The organism is Bradyrhizobium sp. SRL28, assembly GCF_018596315.1.
Lineage (GTDB): Bacteria > Pseudomonadota > Alphaproteobacteria > Rhizobiales > Xanthobacteraceae > Bradyrhizobium.
Genome location: NZ_JAHEAG010000028.1, coordinates 79,061 through 96,210, shown reverse-complemented (window position 1 = coordinate 96,210; position 17,150 = coordinate 79,061). Strand labels below are relative to the sequence as shown.

Genomic DNA, 17,150 nt, shown 5'->3' with positions numbered 1-17,150 from the left:
CTCGCGTCATCCGCAAACGCGCCGTGGCGGCCGATGCCGGAAGCAAACCGCGTCGCGCCCGACAGCGTTTCGCCCGAGGCGATCACCTCGAGCCCGCCGCGCATCTCATTGGCGATCGCCTCTTCCTCCGAGAGGTCCCATTGCCGCAGCGCCGACAGCCGATCGGCGCGCAGGCACTTTTGCGGAAAGCGCGCGATCTCCCGCGCCAGCGCGATCGCATGTGCGGTCGCCTCGCCGCGGCCGACGACGCGGTTGGCGAGGCCCATGCGCAGCGCCTCCTGCGCGCCGACCGGGCGACCGGTGAGAATCAAATCGATCGCCTGCGAATGACCGATCAGGCGTGGCAGTCGGATGGTGCCGAGATCGATCAGTGGCACGCCGAAGCGGCGGCAGAAGATGCCGAAGGTGGCATCGTCTGCGACCACGCGCATGTCCGCCCACAGCGCCAGCTCCATGCCGCCGGCCACCGCAAAGCCTTCGACCGCCGCGATCACCGGCTTTGACAGCCGCAGCCGGCTCGGTCCCATCGGCGCAATCGAGTCGTGGCCGCCGAGCTCGCGCTTCTTGTTGGGATCGCCCGCCGCCACCGCCTTGAGGTCGGCGCCCGCGCAGAAATAGCCGCCGGTGCCAGTGAACACGGCGACGGATGCGCTCTCGTCGGCATCGAAGGCAAGGAAGGCTTCGTACAATTTGCGCGCCGTCGCACCGTCGACGGCGTTGCGGCAATGCGGGCGGTTGATGGAAACGATGGTCACGGGACCATCGCGTTCGACGAGCACGGAATCGGCTTCGGACATTCAGGCGCTCCCTCGCATTCCCTATGGAGGCAACTTCGCACCGGATGGGCCTGCAGCGCAATCCTGTATCCGCGCGTCATTGCGAGCGCAGCGAAGCAATCCATCTATTCCCACGTTGAGATATGGATTGCTTCGCTTCGCTCGCAATGACGGAGCTAGATTTGCAGATCGCTTCCCGTCACGCGCCGATACGCTTCGAGATACCGCTTGCTCGTCGCATCGACCACGCTGTCCGGCAGCGGCGGGGGCGGGGCGTCGCCGTTCCAGCGGCCGGCGCGGCGCTCGGCGTCGAGATAGTCGCGCAGCGGCTGCTTGTCGAAGGAGGGCTGCGGCCGGCCGGGTTTGTAGACGTCGGCGGCCCAGAACCGCGAACTATCCGGCGTCATCACCTCGTCGATCAGAATGATGCGGCCGTCCGCCGCGCGGCCGAACTCGAACTTGGTGTCGGCGATGATGATGCCTTGGTGACGGGCGATCCGTTCGCCGAAATTATAGACCGTGCGCGCCATGCTCTCGAGCTTCTCGGCGACGTTGCTGCCCAAAATCTCGCGTACGCGTGCGATCGTAATGTTCTCATCATGGCCGGTCTCGGCCTTGGTGGCCGGGCTGAAGATCGGGGCGTCGAGCTTCTCACTCTCGACCAGCCCGGGCTTGAGTTCCTCGCCCGCGAGTGTACCCGCTGCGGCATACTCCTTCCAGGCCGAGCCGGAGATGTAGCCGCGGATCACGCATTCCACCGGGAAGACGGTGGTGCGCTTGCACAGCATCGCGCGACCGAGAATGTCGGCGCGATGGTCCTTCAAGGCGGGCACCTTGCGGATGATCTCGTCGGCATCGGCGCTGATCATGTGATGCGGCACCACGCCTTCGAGCTGGCGGAACCACCACGCGCTGATCTGCGTCAGCACAGCGCCCTTCATCGGAATGGTCTCGGCCATCACGACGTCGAACGCGCTGATCCGGTCGGTGGTGAGCAGCAGCACGCGGTCGTCGCCGACGGCATAGATATCGCGCACCTTGCCGCGGCCGATCCGGGGCAGGGGCAAATCGCTGGCGAGCATCGCGTTCATTCGGTCAGGCTTTCGAAACGGCACGACTGCACAGGCGTGCAAATGAGAAAGCGGAGCAATAGCTCACTCCGGCAGCGGAATGAACTCATGTTCTTGCGGAACGGCGGCAAACCGGCCGGTTTTCCAGTCCTGTTTGGCCTGCTCGATCCGCTCCTTGCTGGAGGAGACGAAATTCCACCAGATATGCCGCGGCCCCTCCAGCGCGTCGCCACCCAGAAACATCATCCGCGTCGGCCTGATCGCCTTCACGGTGATGCGGTCGCCCGGCCGGAAGATCAGAAGGCGCGGTCCCTCATAGCGCTCGTTCGCAATCTCGACCTCGCCGTCGACCAGATAGATCGCGCGCTCCTCGTGGTCCGGGTCGAGCGGGACGCTGGTCCCGGCCTGGGCGGTCACTTCGGTATAGAACCACGGCGACACCATGCTGACCGGCGATTTCACGCCAAAGCCATGGCCTGCGATGATCCGCGCGGTGAAGCCACTCTCCTTCACGGTCGGCAGCGCTTCGGCCGCGTAGTGCTGGAACGACGGCTCGATCTCTTCCGATCCGGCCGGCAGCGCGATCCAGCTTTGCAGGCCCAGCATTTTCTGCCCGTCGCGGCGCTGCACGTCGGGCGTGCGTTCGGAATGCGCGATGCCGCGCCCCGCCGTCATCAGGTTCATGGCGCCGGGCTGGATCTCCTGGATGTTGCCCTCACTGTCGCGGTGCATGATCGAGCCGTCGAACAGATAGGTGACGGTGGCAAGCCCGATATGCGGATGCGGGCGCACGTCCATGCCCTTGCCGGCGATGAACTGCATCGGTCCGAAATGATCGAAGAAGATGAAAGGCCCGACCATCTGCCGCTTGCCATGCGGCAGCGCGCGTCGCACGACAAATCCGTCGCCGAGATCGCGGGTGCGCGGCACGATGATGAGGTCGAGCGCATCGCAGGTCTTGGGATCGCCGAGCACGGGATCGTTGGCGGGTTGCCAGCTCATGGGGGGCTCCTTGATGTTTTGTGCGACTATAACAGCAATTGCCCGATCGGGTTCAAATGTCTCATCATGACGTCCCTGCGAACGCCGGGACCCATACTGCGTGCCCTATCGTGGGGCACCAATGGGAGGTACCGTCTCCTACAATTAACAATGGTGGTTATGGTCCCTGCGTTCGCAGGGACGACGTAGGATAATGAACTCATGATCCCTCCGCTCAAGCCCGGCGCGAAGCTCCTGAAAGTCGATGGTCCCGTCATCGAGACCGCGCGCCTGATCCTTCGCCCATGGCGCAGCAGCGACATTGCCGCGAATACGGCGATGCTGTCTGATCCCGGTACCGCACGCTACATCACGCCCGACGGCGTAGCGATCACCACCGAAATCGGTGGCTGGCGCAACGCCGCCGTAATATCGGGGCATTGGGCCCTGCACGGCTTCGGCATGTTCGCCGTCGAGGAAAAATCGAGCCGCCGGTATATCGGCCGCGTCGGGCCGTGGTCGCCAGCGGGATGGCCGGGCTTCGAAGTCGGCTGGGGTATCGCCAAGGAGTGTCGCGACAAGGGTTATGCAGTGGAAGCGGCACGGGCCTCGATCGATTGGGTGTTCGCGACCTTCGAGATCGACGAGATCATCCATTGCATCGAAGCCAGCAACGAACCGTCCAAGAGCGTCGCGCGGCGGCTGGGCGCGCGGAGGGATGGCGAAGTTGATTTGTTCGGCAAGACCAATGAACGCTGGGTGACGTCACGGGCTACGTGGAAAGGCTGATCCATGCAAATTGAACCACGCGACGACTCGCACTAGATTGACGATGCGCGGATGGCTGCGCGAACGGGCCCGATTGGATGATGCTTCCCACCATCGACATCGCCTTGCGCGGCGCCACCGTGGCGCTGCTGGTGGTGCTGGCGGCGTCGCTGTTTCGCGGGTTCGGAACAGTTCTCGCCGGACGATTGGCCGCGGCTTTCGCGCTGGGGTCGGCGGCGCATGCCGTGACCGCGTCGATCGGGGTGACGTCGCAGGTCACGGCGGCGCATGCGCCAATTATCGCGCTGTCGACCGGCAATGTCGTGGTGTTCTGGCTGTTCACGCGGGCGCTGTTCGACGAGACGTTCAGGCTGCGATGGTGGCACGCGCTGATCTGGGCGGCGGTCGCCGCTTTCAGTTTCGTCAATTGCATGTGGCTGGCGCCCGCATCCGGTGTGCGGCTGTCCATTACCGTGGTCAATCTGCTGGCGCTCGGCTTTGTCGTCCTGGCCGTCGTGCAGACCATCGCGTCCTGGTCGGCCGATCTGGTCGAGGGCCGGCGTCGCGTCCGCGTCTTCATCGTCAGCGCAGCCGCGTTGTATGGCGGCATGAACGCGGTGCTGCAGATATCGCTGTCCGGCAGCGGGGCCGCCGAGATCGCCAACACGGTGAATTCGGCCGTGTTGGCCGGTGTGGTGGCAGCGATCTCGATTGCGATGATGCGCGTCGACGGCGCCGACCTGTTTCCGGCCACGCCGGAGGTTCAGGCCGATGCAAGCGATGGGGCGATCGTCGAATCCAGCGCGGCCGATCAAAAGCTGGTCGACGCGTTGATGCGACTGATGGGCGACGAGCGCATCTACCGCCACGACAACGTCACCATCGGCACGCTGGCGAGCAAGCTCGCCATCCCCGAATACCGGCTGCGGCGGCTGATCAACCAGCGGCTCGGCTACCGTAATTTCAATGTGTTCCTCAACGAGCACCGGATCGCCGAAGCCAAGGCGGCGCTCGCCGATCCGAGCCAGGCCGAGGTGCCCGTGATTACGATCGCGATGGACGCCGGCTTCCAGTCGCTTGGGCCCTTCAACCGCGCATTCAAGGCGATCACCGGCGTCACGCCGACCGAATATCGCCGGCTGAAGGCCAGCGCGGCCTGATATGCATCATATTGTTATTGCTAGTATATTTTGAATTCGGCGAGACGCGTTGAGCTTTCGGCCAATGCAAATTCCAAATCCGGCGAGCAGGCGGTGGCCGCTTCGCCATCCTCCCCGGCAACGCGCTGATGCGTCATGCCGGAGGCCACTCGTGAAACGACGAAATCTCATCCTCATCCTCGCCAGCACCACCGCTCTCAGTGCGCTCGCGCTGACGGCCGCCCGCGCGCGCGACGTGCCAAAGGTCGCGACCGGCTTTGTCGCCAACGTGGTCTGCACCGAGACCTTCGTCTCCGGCCTCGATCCGGCGCGGGTGTTTGCCGAGACCATTTCGGCTATGCCGGGGGCCGGGCTGATCTCCTGGGCGCTCGACTATCGCGTCGACCGCGCGCGCAAGGACGTAACCGTGGCGCTGTTCGGCCTGGGCCGAAGCCATGCTGTCTACCGGGGCGCAGGCCTCGGCTGCTATCTCGATCACGGCGTGGCCGTTGCCGACATCGCGCTGCCGCCAACCGATGCAAAGGCGGCGCTGCTGCCTGACATCGCCGGTCCATCCATCGTCGCGCCGCAAACGCCGCAACTGGCTGCCGCGCTCGACCGCTCTTTTGCCGAGCCGGACAAGTCTATGCCGCGCCATACGCGGGCGATCGTGGTGATGAAGGATGGCCGCGTCGTTGCCGAGCGTTATGCCGACGGCATCGGCATCGATACGCCGCTGCTCGGATTCTCCGCCACCAAATCGGTGATCTCTGCGTTGGCCGGCATCCTCGTGCGCAAGGGTGCGTTGAAGCTGCACGAGCCGGTGCCGATTGCAACGTGGCAAGGCGCCGATGACCCAAGGCGTACCATCACGCTCGATCATCTGATTCGTCACACCGCAGGCCTTGCGCTCGGCAGCTCATTGCAGGCGTCGCTCGCGTCTGCGCTGGAGCCGGTCAACCGGATGAAATTCATGGAGCCTGACATGGCGGCCTATGCGGAGAGCATGCCGCTAGAGGCTGCACCGGGCGCAGCATGGAACTATCACGATGGCAACACCGTCATCCTCGCACATCTGATCCGCCAGGCGACCGGCGGCAGCGCGTCCAACATGATGCGCTTCGCGCGGCAGGAATTGTTCGATCCGCTCGGCATGCGCAACGTGACGCTCGAATTCGACGCGTCGGGCAATGCGGAAGGATCGAGCCAGCTGCTCGCCAGCGCGCGTGACTGGGCGCGCTTTGGCCAGCTCTATCTCAATGACGGCACGGCCGGGGGCAAACGCATTCTGCCCGAAGGCTGGGTGAAGTACTCGGCGACGCCGACGCCGAACGCCTGGGTCGGCCAGGGCGCGGGCTTCTGGACCAATCTAGGTGACAGCTTTGGCGCGACCTACCGCACCGAACGCGGCTGGCCGCGCGATGCGTTTTTCGCCAAGGGAACGATCGGGCAGTACGTGATCATCGTGCCTTCCGAGCGGCTGGTGATCGTCCGGCTCGGCCGCTCGCCGAACTGGCCGCCGGAAGCCGACGGCGTGTTCGAGCTGGTGCGCGACGTCGTTGCGGCCACGCGGAGCAAGGCGAAGCTGGCGGGAGCGAATTGAACGCGGGCAGCTCACGGCACGTCGAGACGTGTAGCCCGGATGAAGCGAAGCGAAATCCGGGGGCGGTATGCCAGCGGATGATCCCGGATTGCGCTGCGCTCCATCCGGGCTACCTACTCAACGCGATTCAACCGGCTGTTACTGCCGTCCCAACTGCGTGGCCTTCTCGACGCGATCGAATCGCTCCAGCGACAAAATCGCGTCGGCGAGTTGATCGGCGCGGCCGTTCAACACGGGGCGGGCGAGTGTCAGGAACTTCTGCTGCATCGCTTGCGCATCGGGAAATGAATTCGGCTCGCCGGAGGGATCGGCATAGAGCCGCTCGTGCACGCCGTCGTCGGTGGTGATGGAAACACGCGCGCCGAAAGGGTGGGTGCGGCCGATCTCGAGGCGGTCGTCCTGCACCACGTCGAACTTGTCGGCCAGCGCGTTAACCGCTGCGTCGCCGAGCCGGTCGTAATCGTCCCAACCAAAACTGCCCTGATCGAGCGCCAGCGCGCCGGTGAAGAACATCGAAAATTGTCCGCCGACGATTGAAGTCGGATGGCGCTTGGTGGCGGCATCGCCAGTCAGCGTGATGCCGTTGCGATGCAGGCCGATCTCGACGCGCTTGATCTGGTCCGGCGTCAGATTGTGCTCCCGCCGCATCGCGATCAGCGCGTCCAGCGCCGCGTGGGTATAGCGGCAGCTCGGATACGGCTTCACGCCGATCTTCAGCGTCTCATAGGTCTTGCCGAGGCCCGCGGTTGCCTTGTCGGGGTGGGCGTCGTCGCTGTAGCCGACCAAGAGGCCATGCTTGCCCTCGACCGATTCGCTCGAGCCGACGAAATCGTTGCGCGCCAGCGTCGCAGCGATGACGCCGTTCATCGCGGCAGCGCCGACCTGGTAACGCTTGTTCCAGGCGCCGTTGACCAGGAACTGCAGCGAGCCCGCGGCCTGGCTGCCGGAAACGCCGAAGGCGGATATGAGCTGATCCTTCGACAGGCCGAACAATTTGCCTGCGGCCGCCGCGGCGCCATAGGTTCCCGCCGTCGCGGTCGGGTGGAAGCCGCGCGCATAATGCGAAGTCGGATCGAGCGCGTTGCCGAGCCGGCAGCACACTTCATAGCCGGCCACGATCGCGGTCAGGACGTCGCGTCCCGATGCGCCGACCATTTCGCCGACTGCAAACGCCGCCGGCACTACGGGTGCGCTCGGGTGCAGCGAGGAGTCGGCATGCGTGTCGTCGAAATCAAGGGAATGGCCGAGCGCGCCGTTGAGCAGCGCGGCGACCGCGGGCGTCCAGGTCTTTGAATCGCCGAACACGGTGGATTCGCCCTTGCCGTCCAGCGCCAGCGCTTCCAGCATTTTGAGCAGCGAGGGGGTGGATTCCGCATCGCGCCGCGCCCGGATCGCGCTGCCGAGAAAATCCAGCGTCAGCACCTTGGCGCGTTCCAGCACTTCCGGCGGGATGTCGGCAAATTTCAGGTCGGTGACATAGGCTGCGAGCGTTGCGGTTTCGTTGGCCATCGTGTTTCCTCGTTTTGCCGGGCAGGGTAGGCGGGCTGATTTTGGCTTTCAAGCCGCCTTCCGGCCGCGGGCAGCAGCTATGCTCGGCGTCCTCTAGCACAGGCGCGGTGGGCAGATTCCGGAAATGCGGCGCATGATGGCCTTCGCAAAACGCATGCTTGGTTCGCTCCGCGGCCACAAGACGCAACTGTCGCTGGCGGTCCGGCTCGCGGTCGCCGCGGTCGCGGCCTACGCGATCGCCAGAGCGCTGCATCTGATGCTGCCGCTATGGGCGGTGCTGACCTCGCTCATTGTCACCCAGATGAGCGTCGGCCGCTCCTTGAAGGCGACCCGCGACTATATGCTGGGGACGATCGGCGGCGCGGCCTATGGTGGCGCCATCGCGATGTTGATCCCGCATTCCGGGGAAGGTGGACTGCTGGCGCTGCTGGTGCTGACGGTTGCGCCGATGGCTTTCATCGGAGCTATCAATCCGAGCCTGAGCGCCGCCACGGTGACGGCCGTGATCGTGCTGCTGGTTCCGGCCATGAACCACGCCAATCCGCTGGATTCCACCATCGACCGGCTGTTCGAGGTCGCCGTCGGCGCGCTCACCGGGCTCGTGGTTTCATTCCTGGTGTTGCCGTCGCGGGCGGTCAGCCAGATCCGCATCAATGCGGCGCAGCTTTTGGAACTGCTGGCCGCCGTATTCGCCGAACTGCTCGCAGGCCTGACGCGCGGACTCGACAACGACGCCCTGCACCGCATCCAGGATGGTATCGGCACCGCGATGGCCAACCTCCATGCCACCGGGCTGGAAGCCGAGCGCGAGCGCGCGACGCATCTGTCGTCGGGACCGGACACCGGCCCTTTGCTGCGCACCGTCCAGCGCTTGCGCCATGATGTCGTAATGATAGGGCGCGCCAGCGTGGTGCCGCTGCCGCCCAATGTGCAGGCAAGGCTGGCACGGCCACTGTCCGATGTCAGCAGCGCGATCGTCGGCTATATGCGCGCGGCGGCCGCATCCTTGCGAAACGGCACCGGCGCCGTGGACATTCAGCCGGTCGATGCGGCGCTGCAGGCCTATGCCGCCGAAGTCGCTGCGTTGCGAAGCGAAGGCCTGATCCGCGGCGTGCCCGTCGATGTCGCGGAGCGTTTTTTCGCGCTGGGGTTTTCACTGGAGCAGATGCGGCAGAACCTGAACGATCTCGATCGCTGCCATGCCGACTGGTGCGAGACGCCGACCACGAAGCCGGCAGGTGCGAAGGGCTAGCGGCGTTTCAGGCTCCTGTTTTCCAAATGACGTTCAGCTAACCTGACGCAGCAGGGCCGGCACGATCAGCCGGTGAAACGGCATGATGATCGCGAGATAAGTTCGGCCGAGCCAGTTGTGCGTCCTGACCAGCGTCGTCGCGGTGACCTGCCTGACGCCGCCGGGCGCCGTCACATCAACCACGACCCGAAAATCCAGATGCCTGTCGTTGAAGCCGGCGATGACGCGATCGGGTGTTTCACTGACGACCGGAAATATTCCGATCATGTCTCTGGGCGGGACCAAGCCCGCACCCGACGTTCTCAGCCCGAGCGGCGCGACCAGCAAATTGCGCAGCGACAGCAGCGCCTCGGCCCATCGCGGTTGCCGCGCCATCATCCGCTCCGCTGCGCGGCGGGCATTGAGATCACGGTCGCTGATCTCAATGCAAAAGGCGTCGGCGAACTGCGCGCCGGCCAGCAGTGCATCGGCATCGACGGCAGGGGTGACTTCGCGGACGGTCATGGAGACGCCAGTCTGCTTGCCAGTAGCCGGAATCGCACGACAAGAAGAATGGCGAAGACAACGGTGCCGATCGACAACCCGATCCAGACGCCGCTAGGGCCAAACGATGTCCAGAACCCGAGTGCGCAGGCGGAAGCAAAGCCAATCAGCCAGTAGCTGAAGGTAGCGAACAGCAGCGGCACGCGCGTGTCGTTCATTCCGCGCAGCGCACCGGCGGCGATGGTTTGGATACCGTCCGCGACAAAGAAGGTAGAGCCGATCAGGAGCAGCGTTGCCGTCAGCGTCGCGGTCGCGTCGACGGCTTCGCCGAGGAATATCTCGGCAATCAGGAACCGTCCAAGTATCACGGCGAGTGTCATCGTGGCCATGAACGCTGCGCCGAGAAGTATCGCCACGTAACCTGCGCGCCTGACGGCGTCGCCGTCGCGGCGCCCGACCGCATGACCGACCCGGACGGTTGCTGCCATGCTGATTCCGAACGGCACCATGAAAAGGATGGCTGCGATCTGGAGTGCAATCTGGTGCGCTGCGAGTGCTGTGGTGCTGATCAGGCCCATCAGCAGGCCGGCAGCGCCGAACAGCCCGTATTCCAGCAGAAACGCCATCGAGATCGGCGCGCCGACGATCACGAGCTTCGCCATCAACGGCCAGTCGATGCGCCAGATGTTGCCGAGCACGTGATATTTCCGGAACGGCCGGCGCAGCGCGGTGAACCACAGCCCGGCGAGAAACGTGCCGAGATTGACCATGCTGGTCGCAAGGCCCGCGCCGAACAGCCCGAGTTCGGGCAGGCCCCATTTCCCATAGAGCAGCAGATAGACCAGTAACGCGTTGGCCGGGATCGCGGCCAGCGTGATCCACAGCACCGGCTCGGGCCGGTTCACCGCGCTCATGAAGCCGCGGATCGCGATAAACCAGAGCGCCGGCAGGATGCCCCAGGCAAGGCCGAACAGGTATTGCTGCGCGAGCCTGGCGGCCGCCGGCGCCTGGCCGAGCGCGATCAGGATCGCCTCGCCGCGGAATGGCAGTGCCATCAGCGGCAGTGCGATCAACAGCGCCGCCCACAAGCCGACGCGCAGCGCGCGCCGCACCATGCGCGGATCGCGCGCGCCGAAAGCCTGCGCCGCCAGCGGCGCTACCGCCGATACCAGGCCCATGCCGAAAGTGAAGGTGACGAAGAACACCGTATGTGCGAGGGCTGCCGCAGCCACGGTTTCGCTGCCGAACCGACCGATGAATGCCAGGTCGGTCGTCATCATCGCGATCTGTCCGAGCTGCGTCAGCGCGAGCGGCACCGCGAGCTTTAGCGTCTCGGCGAGTTCGATCGCGAGGTGACGGCCGGGCACGGCCGCAGAAGCAGGCGGCGCTACGGTTGCGCGTTCAACTTTGTCGAGCGAGGTCATTGCAACAGACTACTAGAGGATGATCGGTTCTGATTGAATCAGAACCGAAGCTCTGGCTTCCTTTTTTTGACGCGTTTTCCTTACGCGAGCCGGTATCCACTTCGCTTGAAAACGCTATAGCACCGCCGATGGCTGAAAAAGTGACGTTGCGGCTCGAGGCCTATCCGCCCTCGCGCGCCGGAACGCGGGTGATCCGGGCGCCCAGCGCATTGAGCCGCTCCTCGATGCGCTCATAGCCGCGCTCGATCTGGTCGGCGTTGTTGATGGTCGAGGTGCCTTCGGCGGCGACCGCCGCCAGCAGCATGGCCATGCCGGCGCGGATGTCGGGAGAGATCATCGCCGCGCCGCGCAGCCGGCTCGGACCGGCCACGATCGCGCGATGCGGATCGCACAGCACGATGCGGGCGCCCATCGAGATCAGCTTGTCGACGAAGAACATCCGCGACTCGAACATTTTTTCGAACATCAGGATGACGCCATCGCATTGCGTGGCGGTGACGATCGCAATCGACATCAGGTCGGCCGGGAAGGCCGGCCATGGCTGGTCCTCGAGTTTCGGCACGTGGCCGCCGAAATCATCATGGATCTTCATGGTCTGGCCTGAGGGCACGACGAGGTCGTCGCCCTCGATGCCGCAGACGATGCCGAGCCGTTCAAAGCCCATCCGGATCGATCGCAGATGCTCGACGCCGGCCTTTGCGATGCGCAGCGGCGAGCGCGTCACCGCGGCGAGCCCGATCAGGGAGCCGACCTCGATATGGTCGGGCTGGATCGAATAGCTGGTGCCGCCGAGCGTCGCCGGCCCGTGCACGATGATGGTGTTGGTGCCGATGCCCTCGATCTTCGCGCCGAGCGCGACCAGGAAATGCGCGAGGTCCTGCACATGCGGCTCGGAGGCGGCGTTGCGCAGATAGGTAGTGCCGTGGGCGGCGACGGCTGCGACCAGCGCGTTTTCGGTGGCGGTGACGCTGGGTTCATCGAGGAACACGTCAGCGCCCTTTAGACGGCTGGCGCGGAACTCCAGCCGGTGTGTAGCGGTGACGGTGGCGCCCAACTGCTCGAAGGCGAGGAAATGCGTGTCGAGGCGACGGCGGCCGATGACGTCGCCGCCGGGCGGTGGCAGCGCTACCTCGCCGCAGCGCGCCAATAACGGCCCGGCCAGCAGGATGGAGGCGCGGATCCGCGCGCAGAGTTCCGGATCGAGATCGGCGGCGCGGACTTCCTTGGCGTGGATATCGAGCGTATTGCGCTCTTTCCATTCCGCCGAGGCCCCGACCGAGCGGATCAGTTCGACCAGCGTCTCGGTGTCGCGGATGCGCGGCACGTTTTGCAACGTGACGGGATGCTCGGTGAGCAGGGCAGCCGCGATGATCGGCAGCGCAGAATTCTTGTTGCCGGACGGCTCGATCGTTCCCGCGAGCCGGTGGCCGCCTTCAACGATGTATTGGATTGGCGGCACGGGCGCTGTCCCCAACATGATTCCGGGCTCCATTACTCAAAATTCTACAGCAGGATCAACGGCTGATGCGGGCGCTATAACAGATAAAGCTCAATCAAGTAACGCTATTCATTGGCTCTGCGGGGGTGTTCTGACAAAGAATGCTGACTTACCAGAATTCGCCCGCGCACGCCGCGTTGTCGCAGGCGAATGCCGACCGCCATCCGCATCCTCTCCGCGACGGCCGTCAGGCAGCAGGACGCCCAAAAGGTAGATAGTCCCGGCCGAGTTGTTTGTGGAGTTGCAGCCAGATTGGGAGCTGTCGCGCCATCTGTCGATCACCCTCGATCGACAATGCTTTTCCCGCGACCTCCTGCCAATTCACGTGCCCGAGATAAAGCCTGACAAGGACGGCAACATCACTGCGAACGGTCAGATCGACAGCATGTCCCGGGTCCTTGAAGCATATGTCGACGCCCGTCCGTTCGAGGATCAGCCAAATGACGCGCAATGCCGTTCGGCTCCTGGGAACGCCGGAGAATTCGAAACGGATCACGACGCGATGCTCCGGCAACGCACTGATGTCCACGCGCTTGCGCATCCGCCACATCAGCAGGCCAGGATTCAGATCGTCTGCGGTGAGGCGGTCGCGGGCGTGCGCCAGGCCCCAGCGCGAGAGCTCACGCAACACATCGTGAAATGCTTCGCCTGACGATGTCAGCCAATATTCACAGCCTGAATCGTCAGGGTGAATTTTCCTTACGATGATTCCGTCTTCCTCCAGACGCCGCAGGCGCTCGGTCAGGAGAGTCCGCGACATCAATGGCACGCCGCGATGAATGTCATTGAAGCTGTGTGCGCCCAACATCAACTCGCGCAGCACGAGCGGCGTCCAACGCGTGGCGAAAACCTCGGACGCCTTTGCGATCGGGCAGAACTCACCGTACCCGCGTTTCATGGCGGGGAATTCAAACATGTTTGGGTGGCAGGAACCAGTCCAGATTTTGGACTTGTCGCCGTTCCCGATTCGGCAAACGATGCTGTTCGTTCAGGCTCGGAACCCGCCGCAAAGCGGTAACTTGTGGAGAGAGCCATGGGCGAGTGCAGCCATGCAGGTCTTTCGCGCCGGGAAGCCTTGGCAGCGATCGGCGGTGCGGCAATTTCCGCCGGTGCAATCTCAGACGCCACGAATGCGTGGTCGCGGGAGGGCCACAAGATGACGTATCTACTGATCCATCCGGCCTGGTTCGGCGGCTGGTGCTGGAAAAAGTTGACGCCGCTGCTGCGTGCGCAAGGGCACGAGGTTTTCACTCCGACGCTGACCGGGCTCGGCGAGCGTGCCCACCTGGCGAGGCCGGAAATCGGCCTTGAAATACATGTCCGCGACATCATCAACGTCATCGAATACGAGGACCTGCGCAACGTTATCCTCGTCGGCAACAGTTCCGGCGGCATGGTGATAACTGGCGTTGCCGATCACATGCCCGGACGGATCGCGCACCTGGTCTTTCTCGATGCCTTCGTGCCGACGGACGGCCAGAGCATGCTGGACGTGATCTCTCCTGATCGCCGGCCCGCTCTGGAAGCATTCGTGCAGAAAGAAGGCGACGGCTGGCTCCTGCCGCGCTTCGCGCCGCCGCCATGGAAGAAACTTGTTACCGAGACGTGGCAAGTGACCGAAGACGCCGATCTCGATTGGATGCTGCCCCGGCTTCGCCCGACACCGTTCGGCCACTTCAAGGAGCCGGTGAAGCGCAAGAATCCTGCCGCCGAGAAATTGCCACGCACCTATATCCGCACCCAGTGGCCGCATCCGGGCCTCGATCGTTATGCGGGAGCTGCGAGCGAGACGGCGGGGTGGCAATCGCGCAGAATCGCGAGTTCTCACCTGCCGTACATTACGCATCCAAATGAACTGGCGGCTCTTCTGCTGGAAGTGGCGGGCTAACCACTTCTCGTAGAGCAGACGATGGCTGCCTCACACGTCGACATTGGCGCTGAGCGAATTATCCTGGATGAATTCGCGGCGCGGCTCGACCACGTCACCCATCAGCTTGGTGAAGATGTCGTCGGCCTCGTCGACCTCCTTGATCTTCACCTGCAGCAGCGAACGCTCGTTGGTGTCGAGCGTGGTTTCCCAGAGCTGGCCGGGATTCATCTCGCCGAGGCCTTTATAGCGCTGCAACGCCACGCCTTTGCGGCCGGCGTCGGTCACCGCTTCGAACAGGCTGACAGGCCCGTGGATCGCGGTTTCCGCATCCTTGCGGCGCAGCACGCCGCCCATCCGCGGATAGGACTCCTGCAGCTTCACCGCGTAATCGTCGAGTTTGCGCGCGTCAACGGAGCCGAGCAGGGCGTCGTCGATCATGGCGACATCCTTGACGCCGCGGACGGTGCGCTCGAAGGCAAAGCCTTCGCCTTCGGTGAAGCGCCCGATCCAGCCGCGCTCGACCTCGTCGGCCAGCGCATCGAGGCGCTTGGCGATGTAGTCGGCAGCAGCATTGGCGGTCGCGATGTCGCTGGTGATCTTCGGGCTGAGGACGCCGGCAATCGCGGCCTGCTCGACCACCTTGCGGTTATAGCGGCTGTGCAGATTGTTCAGGATGCCGCGGATGATGCGCGCATCTTCCACCAGCGACAGCAGGTCGCGGCCGGCGCGCTCCGATCCCGTCGCCGGCTTGAAGACGCAGTCGTCGAGGCCGGTCGCGATCAAATAATCTTCCAGCGCGCGCTCGTCCTTCAGGTACTGCTCGGACTTGCCGCGCGTCACCTTGTAGAGCGGCGGCTGCGCGATATAGAGGTGGCCGCGGTCGATCAGTTCGCGCATCTGCCGGTAGAAGAAGGTCAACAGCAGCGTGCGGATATGGGCGCCGTCGACGTCGGCGTCCGTCATCACGATGATCTTGTGGTAGCGCAGCTTGTCGGCCGAGAAATCGTCGCTGATGCCGGTGCCGAGCGCGGTGATCAGCGTGCCGATCTGCTCGCTTGACAGCATCTTGTCGGTGCGGACGCGCTCGACATTGAGGATCTTGCCGCGCAGCGGCAGCACCGCCTGGAATTCGCGGTTGCGGCCTTGCTTGGCGCTGCCGCCTGCCGAGTCGCCCTCGACGATGAACAGTTCGGACTTGGCCGGGTCTTTCTCCTGGCAGTCGGCGAGCTTGCCGGGCAGCGAGGAAATGCTGAGCGGGCTCTTGCGGGTCAGTTCGCGCGCCTTGCGGGCGGCTTCGCGCGCGGCAGCCGCCTGGATCACCTTGCCGACGATGACTTTCGCTTCGGCGGGATGTTCCTCGAACCACGCGGCCAGCGCCTCGTTGAGGACGTTCTCGACCACGGGGCGCACTTCCGAGGACACCAGCTTGTCCTTGGTCTGCGAGGAGAATTTCGGGTCCGGCACCTTCACCGACAGCACGGCCGTGAGGCCTTCGCGGCAATCGTCGCCAGTCAGCGCGATCTTTTCCTTTTTCGCGTTAGCTTCGGCATAGCCGTTGACCTGGCGCGTCAGCGCGCCGCGGAAGCCGGCCAGATGGGTGCCGCCGTCACGCTGCGGGATGTTATTGGTGAAGCACAACACGTTCTCATGGTAGCTGTCGTTCCACCACAGGGCTGCCTCGACACCGATGTCGTTCATCTCCGCCCGAACCATGATCGGGGCAGGCACCATCGCCTTCTTGTTGCGGTCGAGATATTTGACGAATTCCTCGACGCCGCCGTCGTAACGCATCGCCTCGCGCTTCTCGACCGCGTGGCGCATGTCTGACAGCACGATATTGACGCCCGAATTCAGGAACGCGAGCTCGCGCAGACGATGCTCCAGCGTCGGGAAATCATATTCGACGTTGGTGAAAGTCTCGGTGGATGCAAGGAAGGTCACTTCGGTGCCGCGCTTGCCATTGGCATCGCCGACGACATTGAGCGGGGCAACCGCATCGCCGTGGGCGAATTCGATGTAATGTTCCTTGCCGTCGCGCCAGACGCGGAGCTGCAGCTTGCTGGACAGCGCGTTGACGACGGAGACGCCGACGCCGTGCAGGCCGCCGGAAACCTTGTAGGAGTTCTGGTCGAACTTTCCGCCGGCGTGGAGCTGGGTCATGATGACCTCGGCCGCGGAAATGCCTTCGCCCTTGTGAATGTCGACCGGGATGCCGCGGCCGTCGTCGCGCACCGTCACCGAGCCGTCGGCGTTGAGAATGACCTCGACCGCGGTGGCGTGACCGGCGAGCGCTTCGTCGATGGCGTTGTCGACGACCTCGTAGACCATGTGGTGCAGGCCGGAACCGTCATCGGTGTCGCCGATATACATGCCCGGCCGCTTGCGCACGGCGTCGAGCCCCTTCAGCACCCGGATCGATTCCGCACCATATTCGATCGGAATGGGATGCTCAGTATCGGCAGGTGTCTGCCGGGCAGGTTCTGTCATGTGAAGCCTTCGAGGGTGTCCCGAATCAGCTGCGCAATATGAGGCGCTGATTGATCTATTTGTGCCACGAAAGAGGCATTGCGCCTAGCGCAATCTCTCCATCAACAAGTCATTGAATAAATGGCGATTTTTTACCCTTTTTCAAGGTCTCCGAGGGTCGATTCTGGAGGCTTCGAAAAGCGCGATTCGAAGTGTGATTGCACACCCACAATGGCCGGTTTTTGGACCCACCGGGCGAAGCAATGGCAGGCCGCGGACCTGCTGGAGAAGGCGCCGCGGGCGACTGTCGC

The 17,150-nt window shown here is 64.1% G+C and carries 14 protein-coding genes; 5 read left to right on the top strand and 9 right to left on the bottom strand.

The features are described from left to right. The 3 genes from KIP88_RS34205 to KIP88_RS34195 form a co-directional block, all read right to left on the bottom strand. Positions 1–797: crotonase/enoyl-CoA hydratase family protein (locus KIP88_RS34205; protein WP_214492544.1), on the bottom strand; the 797-nt coding region annotated here is incomplete at its 3' end. A 155-nt stretch (positions 798–952) separates the two neighbouring features. After that, entirely contained in the window at positions 953–1,867 is a 915-nt protein-coding gene (locus tag KIP88_RS34200; RefSeq protein ID WP_214492543.1) for a phosphoribosylaminoimidazolesuccinocarboxamide synthase, read from the bottom strand. A 63-nt stretch (positions 1,868–1,930) separates the two neighbouring features. Beyond that, complete coding sequence (locus KIP88_RS34195) at positions 1,931–2,848, bottom strand: pirin family protein (protein ID WP_214492542.1); 918 nt, start codon at positions 2,846–2,848, stop codon at positions 1,931–1,933. 201 nt (positions 2,849–3,049) lie between these two features. On the opposite strand from KIP88_RS34195, the gene KIP88_RS34190 reads away from it, so the two are divergent. From KIP88_RS34190 to KIP88_RS34180, 3 genes are all read left to right on the top strand, one after another. Continuing rightward, positions 3,050–3,616 (top strand): GNAT family N-acetyltransferase, encoded by a 567-nt coding sequence (locus KIP88_RS34190; RefSeq protein ID WP_214492541.1) that lies wholly within the window; start codon positions 3,050–3,052, stop codon positions 3,614–3,616. A 77-nt stretch (positions 3,617–3,693) separates the two neighbouring features. After that, positions 3,694–4,755, top strand: coding sequence for a helix-turn-helix domain-containing protein (locus KIP88_RS34185; protein ID WP_214492540.1), 1,062 nt, complete (start codon positions 3,694–3,696; stop codon positions 4,753–4,755). Between the two features lie 151 nt (positions 4,756–4,906). Further along, positions 4,907–6,337 carry a serine hydrolase gene (locus KIP88_RS34180; protein WP_214492539.1) on the top strand — a complete coding sequence of 477 codons (1,431 nt, stop codon included), beginning with the start codon at positions 4,907–4,909 and terminating at the stop codon, positions 6,335–6,337. 138 nt (positions 6,338–6,475) lie between these two features. Here the strand turns inward: KIP88_RS34180 and KIP88_RS34175 are convergent, their stop codons facing one another. Next, on the bottom strand, positions 6,476–7,846 hold the full coding sequence (locus tag KIP88_RS34175) for an MmgE/PrpD family protein (RefSeq protein ID WP_214492538.1): 1,371 nt from the start codon (positions 7,844–7,846) through the stop codon (positions 6,476–6,478). Positions 7,847–7,982: 136 nt separating this feature from the next. Here KIP88_RS34175 and KIP88_RS34170 point away from each other — a divergent pair, with 136 nt between their 5' ends. Beyond that, on the top strand, positions 7,983–9,098 hold the full coding sequence (locus tag KIP88_RS34170; protein WP_214492561.1) for an FUSC family protein: 1,116 nt from the start codon (positions 7,983–7,985) through the stop codon (positions 9,096–9,098). 33 nt (positions 9,099–9,131) lie between these two features. On the opposite strand, the gene KIP88_RS34165 is transcribed toward KIP88_RS34170, so the two are convergent. The 4 genes from KIP88_RS34165 to KIP88_RS34150 all read right to left on the bottom strand — a co-directional run bounded on the left by KIP88_RS34165 (position 9,132) and on the right by KIP88_RS34150 (position 13,401). After that, positions 9,132–9,602, bottom strand: coding sequence for a DUF2867 domain-containing protein (locus tag KIP88_RS34165; RefSeq protein WP_214492537.1), 471 nt, complete (start codon positions 9,600–9,602; stop codon positions 9,132–9,134). After that, positions 9,599–11,005, bottom strand: coding sequence for an MATE family efflux transporter (locus tag KIP88_RS34160; protein WP_214492536.1), 1,407 nt, complete (start codon positions 11,003–11,005; stop codon positions 9,599–9,601). The genes KIP88_RS34165 and KIP88_RS34160 overlap by 4 nt, the downstream gene beginning before the upstream one ends. A gap of 160 nt (positions 11,006–11,165) precedes the next feature. Then, positions 11,166–12,464, bottom strand: coding sequence for a UDP-N-acetylglucosamine 1-carboxyvinyltransferase (murA, locus tag KIP88_RS34155; protein WP_214492560.1), 1,299 nt, complete (start codon positions 12,462–12,464; stop codon positions 11,166–11,168). A gap of 226 nt (positions 12,465–12,690) precedes the next feature. Beyond that, positions 12,691–13,401 (bottom strand): helix-turn-helix domain-containing protein, encoded by a 711-nt coding sequence (locus tag KIP88_RS34150; protein WP_283848549.1) that lies wholly within the window; start codon positions 13,399–13,401, stop codon positions 12,691–12,693. Between the two features lie 135 nt (positions 13,402–13,536). Between KIP88_RS34150 and KIP88_RS34145 the strand changes: the two genes are divergently transcribed. Then, the gene (locus tag KIP88_RS34145) at positions 13,537–14,391 is read left to right on the top strand and encodes an alpha/beta fold hydrolase (protein WP_214492534.1); all 855 of its coding nucleotides are present in this window, start codon (positions 13,537–13,539) and stop codon (positions 14,389–14,391) included. Positions 14,392–14,421: 30 nt separating this feature from the next. Here the strand turns inward: KIP88_RS34145 and gyrB are convergent, their stop codons facing one another. Then, positions 14,422–16,860 carry a DNA topoisomerase (ATP-hydrolyzing) subunit B gene (gene gyrB / locus KIP88_RS34140; protein WP_214492533.1) on the bottom strand — a complete coding sequence of 813 codons (2,439 nt, stop codon included), beginning with the start codon at positions 16,858–16,860 and terminating at the stop codon, positions 14,422–14,424. Positions 16,861–17,150 lie beyond the last annotated feature (290 nt).